This window comes from Flavivirga rizhaonensis, assembly GCF_004791695.1.
Lineage (GTDB): Bacteria > Bacteroidota > Bacteroidia > Flavobacteriales > Flavobacteriaceae > Flavivirga > Flavivirga rizhaonensis.
Window position 1 is genome coordinate 67,883 of the sequence record NZ_SRSO01000014.1, and the last position, 17,176, is coordinate 85,058.

A 17,176-nucleotide genomic window follows, 5' to 3' on the forward strand; every position below is an offset into this window, starting at 1 on the left:
TATTAGCCTTTAAAGTGCGCTAATAACTCTTTCCAATTATATAGTGTTCCGCCTTTTTCTATCTGGATTTTTTTAGCATCTTCTTCTGCTTTAAAAGCTGATAGAAATGCACCCATGGGACTAGGAACTTTTTTGCTTATTAAGAACGTGGCTTGTGTAGCATCTATTAAAGCTTCTGGTTCTTTATAATTGTTTGATAAATAGAGTTGGATTTCTGATGAGTCAAATTCTTTTATGAAATTAATCATACATTCTGTAGCATCAAATTTATATACTTTGCCTTTTTTTGTAACAATTTCGGCAGCGTGAACTTTGTCTACAATAGTCATTTTACAAAAATGACAGCCGTCATTTCCATAATCAATGGCTTGTGGTTTAATATTACAGCTAAAGCAGAGCAGCAGCAATAGTGTTATTGTTGAATAGTGTTTTAGTGTTTTCATGTTTAGTGTTTTAGTCCTATCCCTAACCCTTTCCAAAGGAAAGGAACTTAATTGTATCAAGTCCTTCCCTTTGGGAAGGATTTAGGATGGGATTTTATTCTGTTTCTTTCCAAATAAATAAGCTACGAATGAGGCTGCAATTCCTAACCCTAAGAAGAATGCTCCTAATCTTGGGTAAGAATGTGCTTTAAAATTTAAAATGTCCTTACTTCCAAATAGAGGAGGTTGAAAACCCATAACGCTTCCATCTGGATTCGTAAACTTCATAATGGCTTTAGGGTCTAAGTCATGACCATAATCGTGCTCCCACAGATAGAAATCATAAAGCCCTGCACTACTTAAAACAATCATTAAAATAAACCAGAATAAGAACCATTTATAGTTACCTTTAAAAGCAATTAATAAGCCTATAACCGTTGTAATAATAATTCCTATGGGAAAAATTTTAAACTCAGGAATTGCTTCAGGAATGTATTTCATTCCTACGTAATGGTTCATTAAATTAATGTTCTTAATATCATGTGGGTGTACATCAGAAAAATCATTAATATGAATATACATACCTAACGGAGTTGGGTATTGCGGTGCTTCCAGTGTTATTTTCCATAGGGGGAAAAAGAATAGCCCTAGAGGTAATAAAGCCGCAATTAGCATGATGATATTTGATCTTTTCATCTTTATAATTCCCATGAAAACGGGAATCTCGTTTTTAGTTATACTATTATTTTTAAGGTGTTATCCTTATTCAAGAGCATTAAGCATTCTAATATTAATTAGGAAAATATTTCTTGAGATTCCTGCTTTCGCAGGAATTTAGTGGTTTTAAAAAGAAAGGCGAGAGCGAAATAAATAACTCTCGCCTTAAATAGGGAAATAAACACTAAAATAAAATCCCCCTTCTATTCAATATCTTCACCAAGCGACCATTTTAAAGGTGTATTAGCATTTGCCGGAGATACGCGAACATATCCTTGCATTTCTTGATGTAATGCAGAACAGAAATCTGTACAATAAAAAGGCCATACACCTACTTGTTTAGGTTCCCATAGAAAGGTTTCTGTTTGTCCTGGCATAATTAGTAGTTCTGAAGTATTAGCTCCAATCATACTTACACCGTGAGGCACATCGTAATCTTGCTCTAAATTTGTTACATGGAAATATACTTTGTCACCTACTTTAACACCTTCTATATTATCTGGCGCAAAGTGACTACGTATTGTGGTCATATAAACATGAACCGTTTTGCCATCTCTAACAACTTTTGTGTCTGCTTCGCTTAAAGCAGCATATGGATGTTTGTTGTCTTCTAATTTGAAAAGTTTTTTAGAACGTGGTTTTATTAAATCTGCAGGACATCCAGCAGCATAGTGAGGCTCACCAATTGTTGGAAAATCTAATAACAATTCCATTTTCTCTCCAGAAATATCATAAAGTTGAGCCGACTGTGTTACTTCGGGACCTGTTGGTAAATAACGATCTTTGGTAATTTTATTCATCGCTACGACATATTTTCCCCAAGGTTTTTGTGAGTTTCCTCCAGGAATCATTAAGTGACCAACGGAATAGTAACAAGGTTGTCTGTCTACAACTTCCCAAGTTCCTAATTTCCATTTTACAACTTCAGAAGAAATAAAGAAAGTAGTGTATGCATTTCCTTTACCATCAAATTCTGTATGTAAAGGTCCTAAACCAGGTTGTTCAACTACACCGGCTAATACATCTTCGAAATTTAAGATAGGAATACCATAAGCATCACCAGCTACTTTATTGTTCTCAATAGCGGCTAGCATTTTAGTGAAAGAATGCACTGTTAAATTAGCAGATAATTTTCCGTTGCCAACTATGTATTCTCCAGTTGGATCAACATCACAACCATGAGGAGATTTTGGTGTTGGTAAGAAATAAACAGCACCAGGAACATCTAATGGATTTACAACGCGTACTTCTTTTTTCATAGTTGAAGTCGCAGAATGTGTTGCTTCGTCATACACATTATGTGCATAATTTGCAGGCATCATAGTACCACCACCATTATTTACATATTCTTCAATTTTCTTCCAGTTAACAGCGGCAATAAAATCTTTATCATTTTGAGATGCATTTACTTCCATAAGGGTACTTGCTTCTTCCGTATTATAAGTCGTAAAGAAGAACCAACCATGAGATTTTCCACGACCGGGATGCGATAAATCATAATCGAAACCTGGCATTATTAATTGGAATTTAATATCCATATGCCCATGTTCTGGATCGATAGAAATAAAAGATAAAGCCCCTTTAAAGTTGCCTTTATAGTCTTTTATAGGCATATCCTTTTGGGGAATTGGAATTGAAAAACGAGTTCCCGCAACAACATACTCTGAATTTTCGGTTACAAAAGAAGAACTGTGGTTACCCGCACTATTTGGAACTTCAATGATTTCTGTAGTTTCAAAAGTTGATAAGTCTATTTTTGCAATACGTGGTGTGTTGTTACCATTAATAAATATCCAACGACCATCTATTTCACCGTTTGTTTGAGAAATGTCTGGATGGTGTGAATCATCCCAAGGCACAAAACCATGAGAGGTATTTAGCATAGGTTTTGTTTCTTCGTTGTATCCATAAGCTTTTTCAGCATCTTGAGAAAATACGGGAATGACTTTGAATAAACGTCCAGATGGTAAACCGTAAACAGAAAGTTGTCCACTAAAACCACCAGATATAAAGGCGTAGAATTCGTCATGTTCTCCAGGAGCTACATAAACTTTTTCTGCGGCACTGCTAGAAAGGGCTCCAGAATTAGATTTTGATGCGTTATTACAGCTTGTAAATGCTACAAGAACACTTAATAATGCAAGCGTTGATTTTAAAATATTCTTCATTGTCTTTTAAATTTAGTTAGTGTTTTAATCTAAAAATTCTCCGACTCTTGAATCGGGAGTTCCTATTTACCTATCCTTTGAAGAGGTCAGAACTGTTAAAAAAGGCAGTTCTGGGTGAGGTGAAATATAAAATTTCAAGAAATTTTTTACTCCGTAGGAGGTAATAATACTTTATCAATAACATGCACAATACCATTACCTGCTGGTACACTTGCAATAATTTTAGCACCACCAATTAGTGGTTCACCATCTACAACTTCTACTTTAACATAACCGTTGTTTGCTTGCCCTAGTTTTTTAAATTTTTTAAGAAAATCTTTCGAGTAATTTCCGGGCGTTACGTGGTATTTTAGGATATTGGCCAAAGCGTCTTTGTTTTCTGGCTTCAATAAATTTTCTACAGTGCCTTCTGGTAAAGCTGCAAATGCCTCGTTTGTTGGTGCAAATACCATTAATGGACCTGCGTTTACTAAAGCATTTTCTAACTCTGCTGCTTGAACAGCAGCGACTAAAGTTGTATGATCTTTAGAGCCAATGGCTATGTGCAAAACTGTAGGTTTACCTTCATCATCTTTTATAAAAGCTTGCCCAGATTTTTCTTTCGGAGTGGTTACTTTTTCAGATTTTGAATTTGTTAAGGCTTCTTTGTTTTCGTTTTTACAAGCTGTGAATGTTATAATACACAGCAACATGAGAATAGTCTGCTTTAATGTTTTCATCTGTTTGTATTTAGTGTTAGTTAGTAGCCAGATGTCACTCACATAGTAAATATTTCAGGTTATATCGAAATTTTTAATTATGTTCATTTCATTAGACTGTTATTTTAATGTTCTAAAATATTCTAATACAGCTCTGGCATCTTCCTCTGATAAATTCTGATTTGCCATAGGAGAGCCATTAAATTCAATAAGTAACGCTTTTGCTAATGGGTCTTTTTGGACCATTTCATCTGGATTCAATATCATATTCATAACCCATTCAGGAGAACGTCTGCTTAAAATATTTTTTGGAGCAGGTCCAATAAATTTTTTGTCTGGTCTGTGACAAGCAGCACACATTTTCTTAAATACATCAGCGCCATGATTTGCCATAGTTTGATCTATTTCTGAAGCAAGACTAATAGATGAAATAGGCCCAATACCTTTGTTATCTAGATCTATTTGTTTAGATGCAGGTAAGGACTCAACTTTTTTTATTTTTTGTTCTGTAGGTGCTTTTTTTTCATAGGAAAACCCTTCTTTCTTTTTTTCTTCTTTACCACCACAGCTTATTAGAAATGATACAAACAATATCATTGCAATATTTAGTGTTTTTTTCATATTTAGTTTGATTTAGTGGCACAAATTTAAACCCATATGTTTCAATAAAATATGATAAAAATCATATTCAAGATAAAAACATCCTCTTTATCTTTGCCTTATGTTTACTATCATTTAAAATATGTTATCAAATTCATCAAAATATGCTATTAAGGCGGTGTTATTTTTAGCCTTAAATGCCAGTGAAAAGAAGAAAGTAATGGTTAAGGATATTTCTAAACCTATAAACGTTCCACAAGCTTACATAGCCAAATTATTACAGCCATTAGTTAAAGAAGGCATAGTGTCTTCTGCCAGAGGACCAAGAGGAGGATTTTATTTAGATGAAAATAATATGAACCATTCTATAATGAGCATTGTAAATGTTATAGATGGAGAGAAAAGATTAAAATCTTGCTTGATGAGTTTAAAAAAATGTAATGAAGAAAAGCCTTGTCCATTACATAATGAGTTAAGTGCTTCAAGAGCTCAGATATTGAACAATTTAAAATCTAGAATGATAAAAGATTTAGTCAAAGAAGTTGAAGCAGGAAATGCTTTTCTGCCTCTTTAATTTCGGTCTAAAAATAAAACCTTACAAAAGGTGCCCAAGGGTCAATATAAATACTTTTGTTGTCATCAAATAAAATATCATATCTCACTCCAAAAGTCACATTGCCACTTCTATAACCAGCACCAAGAAATAAAGCAGGTGACCAATAGTTATCGTTAGGAATATTTAAATTAGTGTTATAGCGTCGGTTTACATGAAGTTGTTCAAATTCAGCCGAAAGTTGTATCTCATTAATGATGTTAAATAATCCAATTAAACTACCTCCTAAAATAGTTGATTTATAAACCCTCTTTTGACTATCGAATGTACCATTGAGTCCTAAACCCAATGCAAAAGTTTTGTCAAATTCGTAAATAGCGCTGGGAGCTAGAGTTCCACTAAAAAAATCATTACCAAAATTTAATCCAATACCCCCACCAAAACGAACATGATTCCAAAAATAATTGGTTTTTTGCTGTGCAATTATATGGTTTAGACTAAACGAAAAAACGAGAATAATTAGAGCTATTTTTTTATTAATCGTAAGCAATGTCTTCATCAAAATTAGAAATCGTTAAAAAATTAACATGTTATAATAGTATATTCGTTAAAAGGGTATTGTCTCTCTATAAATATAGTCAAAGAAACATCTAATTTTAGTAAAAGTTGTATTTTTGGAGAATATTTTGACTAACCTACACGGGATTAAAAATAACAATGGATAAATTTTCATTTTTAAACGCAGCACATACAGCATATTTTGCTGATTTATACGATCAATATTTACAAAATCCAGATTCGGTAGAACCTAGTTGGAGAGCTTTTTTTCAAGGGTATGATTTTGGTAGTGAGAACTATGGATTAAGTGGAGAGATTGTAGAAGATGTTTCTACTCAAATTCCAGAACACGTTCAAAAGGAATTTAATGTTGTTAGGCTTATTGATGGTTACAGGATGCGTGGTCATTTGTTTACTAAAACAAATCCAGTAAGAGAGCGTAGAAGTTACACGCCTACTTTAGAATTACAAAATTTCGGTCTTTCCGAAAACGATTTAGATACTGTTTTTAATGCAGGAGAAATTCTAGGTATTGGAGCTAAAACCTTGCGAAGAATAATTGATCATTTAGAAAATATTTATTGTAGTTCTATTGGTGTTGAGTATATGTATTTGCGTAATCCAGAGGTTATTAGCTGGTGGCAAACTCAGCTTAATAAAAATGATAATCAGCCTAATTATTCGGTAGAAACCAAAAAATATATACTTTCTAAATTGAATCAAGCGGTTACGTTTGAAAACTTTTTGCAAACTAAATATGTAGGACAAAAGCGTTTTTCCTTAGAAGGAGGCGAGTCTTTAATTCCAGCAATTAGTAATGTCCTTTTTTATTCGGTAGAAAAATATGGAGTAAAAGAATGTGTCTTAGGTATGGCGCATCGTGGACGTTTAAGCACATTGGTTAATATATTTAGAAAACCATTAAATGAGCTTTTTAGCGAGTTTGATGGTAAAGATTTTGAAGATGAAAATATTGATGGTGACGTCAAGTATCATTTAGGTTTAACTTTAGATAAAACTTACCAAAACGGTAAGAATATTAAGATGAATTTGGTACCAAATCCATCGCATTTAGAAACGGTTGCTCCCGTTGCAGAAGGTATTACACGTGCAAAGATTGATAGTGATTATGATGGTGATAATTCAAAAATATTGCCAATTATAGTGCACGGAGATGCAGCCATTGCTGGGCAAGGTGTGGTATATGAGGTAGCACAGATGAGTCAGTTAAATGGTTATAAAACAGGGGGGACTGTTCATATTGTAGTTAATAATCAAATCGGTTTTACTACGAATTATTTGGATGCACGATCCAGTACCTATTGTACAGATGTTGCCAAAGTAACTTTATCGCCTGTATTACATGTTAATTCAGATGATGCCGAAGCAGTAGTACATGCTGTCGAGATGGCTTTGGAATATAGAATGCGTTATAAAAAAGACGTATACATAGATTTATTAGGTTACCGTAAATATGGACACAATGAAGGTGACGAGCCTCGTTTTACACAACCTAAACTATATAAAAATATATCAAAGCACTCTAATCCGTTTAAAATATATTCTGAAAAGTTAATTGCAGAAAATACCATTGATAAAGCCTACGTAGATAAAATTGTTGCAGATTTTAAAGATACCTTAGAAAAAGAATATGCTAAATCTAAAGAGGCAGAGTCTTCAAAGGTTAGAGAGTTTATGCAAGAGCGTTGGTCTGCGTTTGAACGTAAAGGTATAGACGGCATGCTTGAAACCGTAGAAACAAAGTATCCAAAGAATAAATTAGAAGGTATTTCAAAAATAGTATCAACAGTTCCAGAAGGCGTTAAGTTTTTGCGTAAAGCAGAAAGAATTCTTGATGGGCGCAAAAAAATGGTTTTTGAAACTGATACGCTTGATTGGGGAATGGCTGAAACTTTGGCTTATGGTAGTTTGATGGAAGACGGTTACAATGTACGTATCTCGGGTCAGGATGTAGAGCGAGGAACATTTAGCCACCGTCATGCTATTTTGCGTGATGAAATATCTGAAGAACGTATTAATTTATTAAATACAAATCCGGATAATAAGGGTAATATGGATATTTACAATTCTTTCTTATCTGAATATGGGGTTCTTGGTTTTGATTATGGTTATGCCATGGCTACCCCAAATACATTAACTGTTTGGGAAGCACAGTTTGGTGATTTTAGTAATGGGGCACAGATTATTTTTGACCAATATTTATCGGCAGCCGAAGATAAATGGAAGTCTCAAAATGGAATTGTTGTGTTGTTACCTCATGGATATGAAGGACAAGGGTCTGAACATTCATCAGCGAGGATAGAACGTTATTTACAATTGTGTGGTGAAGATAATATGATTGTTGCAGATTGTTCTACACCAGCAAACTTTTTCCACTTATTGCGTCGTCAAATGAAACGTGATTTCAGAAAACCTTTAGTTGTTTTTACACCTAAAAGTTTATTGCGTCATCCAAAAGCTGTATCATCAATAAATGAATTAGCAAGTGGTAAGTTTGAAGAAGTTATAGACGATACGATTGCTCCTGAGAATGTAAAAAAATTAGTTTTCTGTACAGGTAAATTCTATTACGATTTATTGGCAGAAAGAGAATCATTAGGAAAAGAAGATATTGCTTTAGTAAGAATTGAGCAATTATTCCCACTACATTTAGAACGTATACAAGACATTATAAATAAATATCCAAATGTAGAAAACTATGTTTGGGCACAAGAAGAACCTAAAAACATGGGAGCTTGGAGTTTTATGGCACAACGTATGGATTTGGTGAAGTTAGAAGTAGCTTCAAGACCATATAGTTCGGTGCCGGCACCAGGATCCAGTACAAGAGATAAGAGAAGACAACGATCTGTTATTGATGCAGTTTTCAATAGCAACTAGTTTATATTAAAAAGAAATAATTCATATACAATTAAAATTATAAAGAATGATTTTAGAAATGAAAGTGCCTTCGCCAGGGGAATCCATTACAGAAGTGGAAATAGCAACATGGTTAGTGGAAGATGGAGATTATGTAGAGAAAGACCAAGCTATAGCAGAGGTAGATAGTGATAAAGCAACATTAGAATTACCAGCAGAAGTTAGTGGAACTATTACACTTAAAGCGGAAGAAGGTGATGCAGTTGAAGTTGGGGCTGTTGTATGCTTAATCGATACAAGTGCAGCAAAACCAGAAGGGGATGCAAAAGAAGCCAAAAAAGAAGAAGCTCCAAAAGCTGAAACTCCAAAACAAGCAGCACCGGAAGCAAAAACATATGCAACAGGTTCTGCAAGTCCTGCAGCTAAAAAGATTTTAGCAGAAAAAGGTATGGATGCAACTTCTATTTCCGGAACAGGAAAAGATGGTAGAGTGACTAAAGAAGATGCTGTAAAAGCAGTGCCTTCTATGGGAACACCAACTGGAGGTAGTAGAGGAACATCACGAAGTAAAATGTCTATGTTACGTCGTAAAGTTGCTGAACGTTTAGTTGAAGCTAAAAATACAACGGCCATGTTAACAACCTTTAATGAGGTTGATATGTCTCCAATTTTTGCACTACGTTCAGAATATAAAGAAACATTTAAAACAAAGCACGGTGTTGGTTTAGGGTTTATGAGTTTCTTTACTTTGTCAGTTGTTAGAGCATTAAAAATGTATCCAGCAGTTAACTCAATGATTGATGGTAAAGAAATGATAAGCTATGATTTTTGTGATATTAGCATTGCTGTTTCTGGACCTAAAGGATTGATGGTGCCTGTAATGAGAAACGTAGAGAATTTAAGCTTTAGAGGTGTTGAAGCAGAAGTGAAACGTTTAGCTATTCGTGCACGTGATGGGCAAATTACGGTTGATGAAATGACAGGAGGAACTTTTACAATATCTAACGGAGGTGTATTTGGCAGTATGTTATCTACACCAATTATTAATCCACCACAAAGTGGTATTTTAGGAATGCATAATATTGTTGAGCGTCCGGTGGCAATTAATGGAAAAGTAGAAATACGTCCAATTATGTATGTAGCCCTTTCATATGACCACAGAATTATTGATGGTAAAGAGAGTGTTGGTTTTTTAGTTGCCGTAAAAGAAGCTTTAGAAAACCCAGTAGAATTATTAATGAATAATGATATTAAGAAAGCTTTAGAACTTTAAGAAAGGTCTTGATTTTAAATAAAAAAAAGAGCTATCAATATTATTTGATAGCTCCTTTTTTCTTTAACTTAACTTATATATTTACTAACTAAAACACATTATAAGGTTTATAGAAATAACAATAACAACTAAAACACCTAATCCTATCATACAGTATTTATCAATAACATCATTTCCTTTTTCCATTGTTGTTACTTTTAAACTTGTTATTACCTTAGATTATTTTGATTAAAAACTCTGCACCTTAGCTAGCGCAGAGTTTTAGAAAAATTCTCTCTCAAAGAATTAATTAATAGCACTGTAAAGGTATGTTGCATAGATGAAAAAAAAAATACGCAGTTCTACGTATTTTTAATTGAAGATGAGTTTTTTAAAAAAGCGAAAGCTCTAAATCATTACAATTTAGAGCTTTCTATAATTCTCCCTAAGAACTAATTAATAGCACTGTAAAGATATGTTTTGGATATGAAAGAAAAAATACGCACTTCTACGTATTTTTTAAAAATGAGCTTTATTTAAATTAGCCCAAAGAGAAAGTGATGTAGGTTTATTATCTAAGCCTAATTTGCCAACTATATTACTTCTATGCTTATCAACTGTACGAACAGAAATAGATAAGTCTTCTGCTATATCATGGCTCGTTTTATTCTCGGAAATAAGCTTTACTATTTTTAGTTCAGACTTGGTTAGCAAATTTAGTACATCGGGCTTTTGTTCTAAACTACTTGCGTTTAAGTAAGATGCAATTTCTTCACTAAAATATGGTGTGCCATTAATAACATGTTTAATACAGGTTTCAATTTCTTCAATAGCAAATTCTTTTAAAATATATCCAAAAACATTAAATTCTTTAGCCTTATCGTATAATTCTTCTTCTTTATCAAAAGTGATAAGGATAACTTTAGTATTTAAATTGTTTTTCTGACAAGCTTCAGCTATTTCCAGTCCAGTTTTATGGGGCATTCTTATATCCAGAATGGCTAATTCTGGTTTTAGTTTTACTATAAGATTATAAGCCATATTTCCATCCTGGGCACTTCCTATGATATTAAAACCTTTTGAAGTTAAAAAATCGGTCAGACCTCTTAACATCAACGGATGATCATCAGCAATCACTATTGAGGTGTTCATTACTTGAGGAGAATTAAAATGCTATTAACTATTAATTAAAAATGTAAGTTACATATATATATGTTTAAATATGTTTTTACAATTTTAAATATAGATATTTCTTTTCATAATCTATGACAGCTTTAGCTTTTTTTAAAATATCGGCTCCAATTATACCGTCGACAGGTTTAGAATTATGATTTATTAGAGCCGTATTTACATGAGTTAGATTAAATAGAACTAAAACAACTTTATTGTGTTTCCATTTACCAATCTTCAGTTTGTTTTTCTTAGACATTTTAGTATCCATATCTATAGCCCCAGCTCCAGCAGCCTTAATAATAGAATCTTCGGTTTTTAGATTAAAAGTTTCTGTAGCTTCAAACCCCACACAAGAACTTGAGGCACCGGTATCTAAAATAAATAACCCTTTATGCCCATTTATAGTTGCTTTTATTTCGAAATGATTTGTTTTAGTAAGATGCAATTTTACTTTAACATACCCTTTTTCATGAAGAAACTCCTGTAATGTCTTTTCCATAAGATTTTTTAACTCTCAACAGTAAAAATAATATAATAAGTAAGATAAATAGGCTAATGAAGACATAAATTAATTTATTATCATGAGTTGGTTTTGTTAATTCACCATAATAAACAAAGGCACTCCAGTAATAAGGTGATTTTTTTATATTATCAATCGTTTCATCTTTTAAATAATCTAATTTTGATTGATGGTTTGATGTATTTGCAGATTTACTACCACTATAGTTTTTATAAAATGATTGCATGATCTTAGATGTGGATAAATCGTTTATTTGCCATAAAGAAAATAATACGTTTTTAGCGCCAGCATATTGAAATCCGCGTGCTATACTCATGGCACCTTCTCCTTTGTATCGTTTACCCACACCTGTTTCGCAAGCACTTAAAACAACAAGATTTGTATTTAAATCGAGGCTGTATAACTCGTTTAGAAACATGGTTTCTTCATAAAACTCAATATTTGCTGGGGTCGAAGAATCACCACTACTGGCATGTGTAGATAAATGTATAATACTATAGTCTGAACTGTTTTTAATGAAAGCTTTTTTTGTTGCTTGATCCCTTAAAAAAAGAGTGGCATGCATTTCTTCTTTTATAGCGTTGGCCTCGTCTATAGAGTAGGTTAAGCTATTTTTGGTTTTCTCAAACACAGGAAAGATACCAAGAAGGTCGTTTTTTCTATTTTCTTCAGCTTTTTTTAGATAAAATGCAGCACTTGTATTATAAACAATATTTTGATGTTGTACAATAAAAGGCATTTTTGAAAAGTTTGTTGTATTTGTTTTGGAGGTAAGCAAAGCTTCAAATGGTACAAAATTTAACAATCCATCAGGGATCATAGTAACGTTTTTGAAGAAGCTCGTTTTTGTAAGATTCAAGATATTATAAAGGGTGAAGGCAGAGGTTGTAAATTTGCTTATATCATTATTTATTATAGAAGCCGAATCAAATAAATGAATAAAATCGCTGATGTGTTTTTGTGTGCCTTCATCCAAATTAATTTTACTAAGATTGATGCCATTCATAGAAATTATAAATTGATAGATGGCTTTTTTACCATAAAAATATTCAACCAAAACGGCTTCATCCTTTAATAGTTTATTTTGAAGGTCACCGATTAAAAAATCAGTGCCACCTAATTCGGAGTATTTTTTATTTATAGCTTTTTTAAGTATTTTTAATTTAATACTTATCGTATTTAAATTAGAACTTAAAGAAGTGATTACGGATGCTTGTGATTTGCCTAATTGTTCATTTATAAGACGATGCGTTGTTTCTTCTTGTTCTTTAAGTAAAGCAGCTTCTTGAAGTAGCAAACTATCATTAGGGTGTTTTTGTAAAAGCGCTTTTTTAATAGATTTTTCTTTTAATATTCCCGATTTATTTAATTCTGCATATTGAAAAGCGGAGAATAAAAGCGTGTCGTTTTTTGTGTTTTGGTAGGTGTTAAAAATGATTTCTATACATTTTTCACTACGAATTCTATTTGCTGCCTGATTTGATATTTTGTTTTCTTGCGAGGTCCAGTTGTTTTCTAATAATTTTGATACATAAAAGCTTAGGCCGTAATAATTAAGTACTGTTTTATGATCTTCTTGAAGTGTAGCGTATAAATCAAAAAGATCTATAAATGTATTTTCTGCATATAAGTCATTTTTGTCAAGAAATTCAATAGACTTAGTATTTGGTAATAAAATTTGAAGCGCCAAATCCAGGTTGCTTTTAGCGTCGTTTAAATTATTTAATAATTTGTTAAGCTGAGCTTCTTCGAAATAAAGTTTGGCTAGCTTTCTTCTAGTTAAGCTGTCTTTAGAAATATGTGTTTTTGCCTTATTGAAAGCTTTTAATGCTTCTATATAATTGCCATTTTGTAATTGGATTGCGTAATTATTTCTAAACTGATCATATACATTAATATGAATTGTTTTAGGAATATCTGAAACATCATTTATCATATTTAATGCAATTTGACTGTCAATATTTAATTGGATAATTTTTTGCTTTTGATGCTTGTTTAGGTTTTGCTTATTGAGGTAGCTGGAAGTTAGTTTTAATACCAATTCGTGCTTTCCGATGGTTTGATATAAGATGGCTAGATTAATTGTACCGCTTGCTTGATGTTTAATGTAGTTGTTTTTTTTAGCTAAGAAAATATACTGTTTTATTATATTTTCGGCATTCGTGTAATCGTCTGTTTTGGTATATAAGTTTCCCAAAGGTATTAGGCAGCTTTCAATAATATTGAAGTCAGAAATTTTTGAAAGTTCGTTTGTTTTAAAACGATTTAAAGCATCCTCAAAAGTGATAATTGCTTCTTTTAACTGAGAACTTTGATCTAAATAATATCCTTTATGGCACTGTAAAAAAACAAGTGCTAATTGCTCTCCTTTGCTTTTAACTTGTTTTTTGAATGCAGACTCTTGTTCGCTTAATAGGTTTAGTGAAGTATTATTTGTGTTACTAATAAATGTTTCGGCGGCGACATAAATGCGTTCTTCTAAATTTTGAGAAAAAGTAATTCCGTAAATTAAAAATAAAATAAAACTTAGTTTTTTCATAAGAGTGAGCCTGCTAAAAGAGACTTAGCTTCAGAATTTCCATATGGCATAGAATTGCCAATAGTTAAAATTATCTTCAAAATTCATAATATAACGTGCCCCCAAACTTGGACCGATTCTGGAAAAACCAGCTGTTGCTTCAATCAATAAACCTGTTCTTAAATTGGTGAAAGAATCCGTTTCGCTTGAGCTGTCTTCTTCAGTACTAAAAGCAATGTCACCTGGAATGTCTCCTTCAAACATTTCTGTTAAAATATATTGTTCTCGTTTTTCACTTAAGGAAATGGTGTTTTGTAAACCACCACCTAGACCAATATATTTATTAATATTATATCTTATTAAAACAGGAATATCCCAGTCTATGTTCTTAAAAGAAGAATCTGTTGTTGTTCGTTGAAGAAAACGAAAGCCCTGAGCTTCTTGAATAAACTCTTCTTTAATATCAGTACTCGAATTGTAATTATGGAAATTATTCATAAGCTCTATTTGCCAATACCATCTATACGATTTAAAAGGAGATAATGTGGCTCCAAAAAAGTAACTTTCAGAGTTTCTTAAATCGTTAAATGAGTTATAGCCCGTTTTAACACCAATGGATATACCAGGTAAAAACCGAGTGGTAGAATAATTAGTAAGAATAGGGTCGTTTTTATCAAAAATAATAGCTGTTCTGCTTTTCGTTTTTTTCTTATGAAAATCTTTAGCAAACTTAATCTTGTATTTTACAAAACCTTTTGTGGAATCGTATTCTTTTACGTTTTTTTGTTCGCTTCCCGGAAGGTAAATATTTTTAAAAGTAAAAATAGCCTGTGTATCTGTAAATGTGGTGTCCAAACAACTATACAAAACGTCTCGTTTGGGACATATATCACATTTAGGATACATATCCATGACTGTTAATGTTGATTTGTCCAGCATTTCCGGAATGTCAGTTTCCAGTCGTATGGTTCTTGCTGGACCTTCACCATTATTTTGAAACTTAATTTTATATTTTAAGGTTTTAAAGCGTACCAATCTATAATTCATGAATGTCCCATTTGATGACATTTTGTTAGGATCATGTGAAGTCACAATTTCCATTTCCATATCTTTTACTTTATGGTTATCGTAATTGCCGTCTGGAATGTAAATCCCGCGAACCGATATAATGGCACTGGTATCTTTAACCATTTCTGGCGTCGTCTTTAAACTAAAAAAAATATGACGCTCTTCATTGGGCTCCATGTTATCGAATTCCAAGAGACTCCAGTCTTTGTAATATGCTTTAGATTCTGCAATGGTTAAAGGTAGATTTGTTTTTTCTGTTGAATCTTGTAATACAGTACTTGATTTAATAAGATTATTATTTGAAGAAGCGAGGTAAGTCCCTTCATTATCAATATGCTTTGTATATGCAAAACCGTTTGCCGAAACGTTTTTTTCGTTATGATAAGGTCTGGTTTCTAACAATTCAAAATTGTTAGCTTTATATTTAAGTTCGTTATAGAAGAGGTATATTTTTCCGTTTGTTATGTAGTCTCTATTATTCTTATAACTCATTATAGCTACTATTTCTTCTTCGGGAATAGGTTCGCGATTACGCTTCATTGTAAAGTCTTCGTCCATTGTGGCTATATCTTCATAATCAGTCGTAATAGAATTAACAGCAATTTTTTTGGGTCTAGTTGTTGGTGGTTTACCCGTATCGTAATTATTGGTCGCCCATAATTTCACTTCATATTCTCCTTTGCTCTTATAGACATGCTTTGGTTTTTCTTCAGTACTAAAATGCCCGTCACCAAATTCCCAATAATGTGTGTAAAATGCTTTAGGTGCACCAGCAATTTGGTTTAAAGCAGGTGTTTCTGGTGTGAACATAATTTCATTACCATTGTTTGTACTCTTGATGGTTGCCGTTCTTGTAAGGGTATCGTTTGCAAGTAATTGTTGGGAGTGATTATGTACACATATAAATGAGAAGCAAATAAAAAAGAATAATTTGTTCATAGAATTAAGCTTAAATAGGTTTAAATATACAAAAAGTGTTATCTTCAAAATAGTTTCATACGATTCTAACTTAAGATGAAAAATAAAAATTAGAATTGATTACTAGGATATTAGCTACTATTGTTAATAGTACAACAATTATTAAGACTAATGTTAGAGTAGTTTTTTTCATAATGCATTAGTATTTATATTTAAATACATAATGTCTATATTTTGTTACCCTTTTTTAATAGAAAATTAGGATGATTGGATTAATGTCATGGACTTATGTGAGGCTTATTTGTTTAAATCCTTTGTTTTGAATCCATAATTACAATAGAAATTAAATAATAAGTATAACTAAATTAGCAGGAAGTCGTATTTAACTATAAAAACAATAATTAACAAAGTGTCCTAATTAATTATAGGTTAAAAAATTTTATAAAGTGTAGTTGCTATAACTTCTTTACAATCATTTAAAATAACAGACAATAATTGTTTTTCTTCTTTTACCTTAAAATTAAATGGCGGAGCTAATAAGTTTAAACCACTTTGTTTTTTTAACCTAATTCCTTGTCCTGAAATAATATCTTTATTGGGTGTAAAATCTCCTTTAGGTAAATGTTCGGTTAAAATAACATATTTAAAATTAGTTAACTTACTTGCTATACTTTGTACTTCGGCGTTCGATAAATGTTGTAACACTTGTCTTAATAAAGCACAATCCCCAGAAGGCAAATTATCTACTGCAATATCCAAACAATGGAATTCTAAATTTTCTTCTTTAAATTTTTCTTTATTATGCTCTATAAGGGTTGTTACTATATCTACCGCAACATATTTTTTAGTATGCTTTACCAGTTTTTGCCCTACGTTAAAATCCCCACAGCCTAAATCGCATACCACAAGAGGGCTTTCAAAAGACGTTAAAAATGATATTAAAACATCTATATATGGATCTACTATCACAGGATGATGCGATCCTACACCAGAATAAAAATTAGATTTGTTATCCTCTCCCCAAAGTTTCATTTCGTAAACCTGTTCCATAGCATCTTTAGTTGGCCAAGGTTTCTTTGCTCTTTTAATTCCATTTTCCTTCTCCTTCATAAATACTCAATTTGTCTGTAC

General features: G+C 32.3%; 14 protein-coding genes. 3 read left to right on the top strand and 11 right to left on the bottom strand.

What is annotated here, in order from left to right; all coding sequences use genetic code 11:
• Positions 1-2: 2 nt before the first annotated feature.
• The 5 genes from EM932_RS11435 to EM932_RS11455 form a co-directional block, all read right to left on the bottom strand.
• Entirely contained in the window at positions 3-443 is a 441-nt protein-coding gene (locus tag EM932_RS11435; protein ID WP_135877323.1) for a nitrous oxide reductase accessory protein NosL, read from the bottom strand.
• A gap of 81 nt (positions 444-524) precedes the next feature.
• Positions 525-1,118 (bottom strand): hypothetical protein, encoded by a 594-nt coding sequence (locus tag EM932_RS11440; RefSeq protein WP_135877324.1) that lies wholly within the window; start codon positions 1,116-1,118, stop codon positions 525-527.
• 224 nt (positions 1,119-1,342) lie between these two features.
• Entirely contained in the window at positions 1,343-3,307 is a 1,965-nt protein-coding gene (nosZ, locus tag EM932_RS11445; protein WP_135877325.1) for a Sec-dependent nitrous-oxide reductase, read from the bottom strand.
• Positions 3,308-3,453: 146 nt separating this feature from the next.
• The gene (locus tag EM932_RS11450; RefSeq protein WP_135877326.1) at positions 3,454-4,026 is read right to left on the bottom strand and encodes a fasciclin domain-containing protein; all 573 of its coding nucleotides are present in this window, start codon (positions 4,024-4,026) and stop codon (positions 3,454-3,456) included.
• A 99-nt stretch (positions 4,027-4,125) separates the two neighbouring features.
• Positions 4,126-4,626 carry a c-type cytochrome gene (locus EM932_RS11455; RefSeq protein ID WP_135877327.1) on the bottom strand — a complete coding sequence of 167 codons (501 nt, stop codon included), beginning with the start codon at positions 4,624-4,626 and terminating at the stop codon, positions 4,126-4,128.
• A 121-nt stretch (positions 4,627-4,747) separates the two neighbouring features.
• On the opposite strand from EM932_RS11455, the gene EM932_RS11460 reads away from it, so the two are divergent.
• Positions 4,748-5,179 (top strand): RrF2 family transcriptional regulator, encoded by a 432-nt coding sequence (locus tag EM932_RS11460; protein WP_135877328.1) that lies wholly within the window; start codon positions 4,748-4,750, stop codon positions 5,177-5,179.
• 7 nt (positions 5,180-5,186) lie between these two features.
• Here the strand turns inward: EM932_RS11460 and EM932_RS11465 are convergent, their stop codons facing one another.
• Complete coding sequence (locus EM932_RS11465; RefSeq protein ID WP_135877329.1) at positions 5,187-5,717, bottom strand: alpha-ketoglutarate decarboxylase; 531 nt, start codon at positions 5,715-5,717, stop codon at positions 5,187-5,189.
• A gap of 158 nt (positions 5,718-5,875) precedes the next feature.
• Between EM932_RS11465 and EM932_RS11470 the strand changes: the two genes are divergently transcribed.
• Together EM932_RS11470 and odhB are read left to right on the top strand one after the other, a co-directional pair.
• A complete protein-coding gene (locus EM932_RS11470; protein WP_135877330.1) occupies positions 5,876-8,617 on the top strand; it encodes a 2-oxoglutarate dehydrogenase E1 component in 2,742 nt (913 codons plus the stop codon).
• Positions 8,618-8,663: 46 nt separating this feature from the next.
• Positions 8,664-9,869: a 2-oxoglutarate dehydrogenase complex dihydrolipoyllysine-residue succinyltransferase gene (odhB, locus tag EM932_RS11475; RefSeq protein WP_135877331.1), complete on the top strand. Its 1,206-nt coding sequence runs from the start codon at positions 8,664-8,666 to the stop codon at positions 9,867-9,869.
• A 498-nt stretch (positions 9,870-10,367) separates the two neighbouring features.
• Here the strand turns inward: odhB and EM932_RS11480 are convergent, their stop codons facing one another.
• The 5 genes from EM932_RS11480 to EM932_RS11500 form a co-directional block, all read right to left on the bottom strand.
• Positions 10,368-11,000, bottom strand: a complete 633-nt coding sequence (locus EM932_RS11480) for a response regulator (RefSeq protein ID WP_135877332.1) — start codon at positions 10,998-11,000, stop codon at positions 10,368-10,370.
• A gap of 76 nt (positions 11,001-11,076) precedes the next feature.
• Positions 11,077-11,520, bottom strand: coding sequence for a retropepsin-like aspartic protease family protein (locus EM932_RS11485; RefSeq protein ID WP_135877333.1), 444 nt, complete (start codon positions 11,518-11,520; stop codon positions 11,077-11,079).
• Positions 11,489-14,080 carry a CHAT domain-containing protein gene (locus EM932_RS11490; RefSeq protein WP_135877334.1) on the bottom strand — a complete coding sequence of 864 codons (2,592 nt, stop codon included), beginning with the start codon at positions 14,078-14,080 and terminating at the stop codon, positions 11,489-11,491. Before EM932_RS11490 ends, EM932_RS11485 begins: the two co-directional genes overlap by 32 nt.
• 30 nt (positions 14,081-14,110) lie before the next feature.
• Positions 14,111-16,066: a DUF7849 domain-containing protein gene (locus EM932_RS11495; protein ID WP_135877335.1), complete on the bottom strand. Its 1,956-nt coding sequence runs from the start codon at positions 16,064-16,066 to the stop codon at positions 14,111-14,113.
• A 408-nt stretch (positions 16,067-16,474) separates the two neighbouring features.
• Positions 16,475-17,155: a class I SAM-dependent methyltransferase gene (locus EM932_RS11500; protein ID WP_135877336.1), complete on the bottom strand. Its 681-nt coding sequence runs from the start codon at positions 17,153-17,155 to the stop codon at positions 16,475-16,477.
• Between the last annotated feature and the right edge of the window lie 21 nt (positions 17,156-17,176).

Excerpts from the sequence above, each read along its gene's own strand:
- EM932_RS11435 (WP_135877323.1), bottom strand. The coding sequence starts at position 443 with ATGAAAACACTAAAACACTATTCAACAATAACACTATTGCTGCTGCTC.
- EM932_RS11440 (WP_135877324.1), bottom strand. The coding sequence starts at position 1,118 with ATGAAAAGATCAAATATCATCATGCTAATTGCGGCTTTATTACCTCTA.
- nosZ (WP_135877325.1), bottom strand. The coding sequence starts at position 3,307 with ATGAAGAATATTTTAAAATCAACGCTTGCATTATTAAGTGTTCTTGTA.
- EM932_RS11450 (WP_135877326.1), bottom strand. The coding sequence starts at position 4,026 with ATGAAAACATTAAAGCAGACTATTCTCATGTTGCTGTGTATTATAACA.
- EM932_RS11455 (WP_135877327.1), bottom strand. The coding sequence starts at position 4,626 with ATGAAAAAAACACTAAATATTGCAATGATATTGTTTGTATCATTTCTA.
- EM932_RS11460 (WP_135877328.1), top strand. The coding sequence starts at position 4,748 with ATGTTATCAAATTCATCAAAATATGCTATTAAGGCGGTGTTATTTTTA.
- EM932_RS11465 (WP_135877329.1), bottom strand. The coding sequence starts at position 5,717 with ATGAAGACATTGCTTACGATTAATAAAAAAATAGCTCTAATTATTCTC.
- EM932_RS11470 (WP_135877330.1), top strand. The coding sequence starts at position 5,876 with ATGGATAAATTTTCATTTTTAAACGCAGCACATACAGCATATTTTGCT.
- odhB (WP_135877331.1), top strand. The coding sequence starts at position 8,664 with ATGATTTTAGAAATGAAAGTGCCTTCGCCAGGGGAATCCATTACAGAA.
- EM932_RS11480 (WP_135877332.1), bottom strand. The coding sequence starts at position 11,000 with ATGAACACCTCAATAGTGATTGCTGATGATCATCCGTTGATGTTAAGA.
- EM932_RS11485 (WP_135877333.1), bottom strand. The coding sequence starts at position 11,520 with ATGGAAAAGACATTACAGGAGTTTCTTCATGAAAAAGGGTATGTTAAA.
- EM932_RS11490 (WP_135877334.1), bottom strand. The coding sequence starts at position 14,080 with ATGAAAAAACTAAGTTTTATTTTATTTTTAATTTACGGAATTACTTTT.
- EM932_RS11495 (WP_135877335.1), bottom strand. The coding sequence starts at position 16,066 with ATGAACAAATTATTCTTTTTTATTTGCTTCTCATTTATATGTGTACAT.
- EM932_RS11500 (WP_135877336.1), bottom strand. The coding sequence starts at position 17,155 with ATGAAGGAGAAGGAAAATGGAATTAAAAGAGCAAAGAAACCTTGGCCA.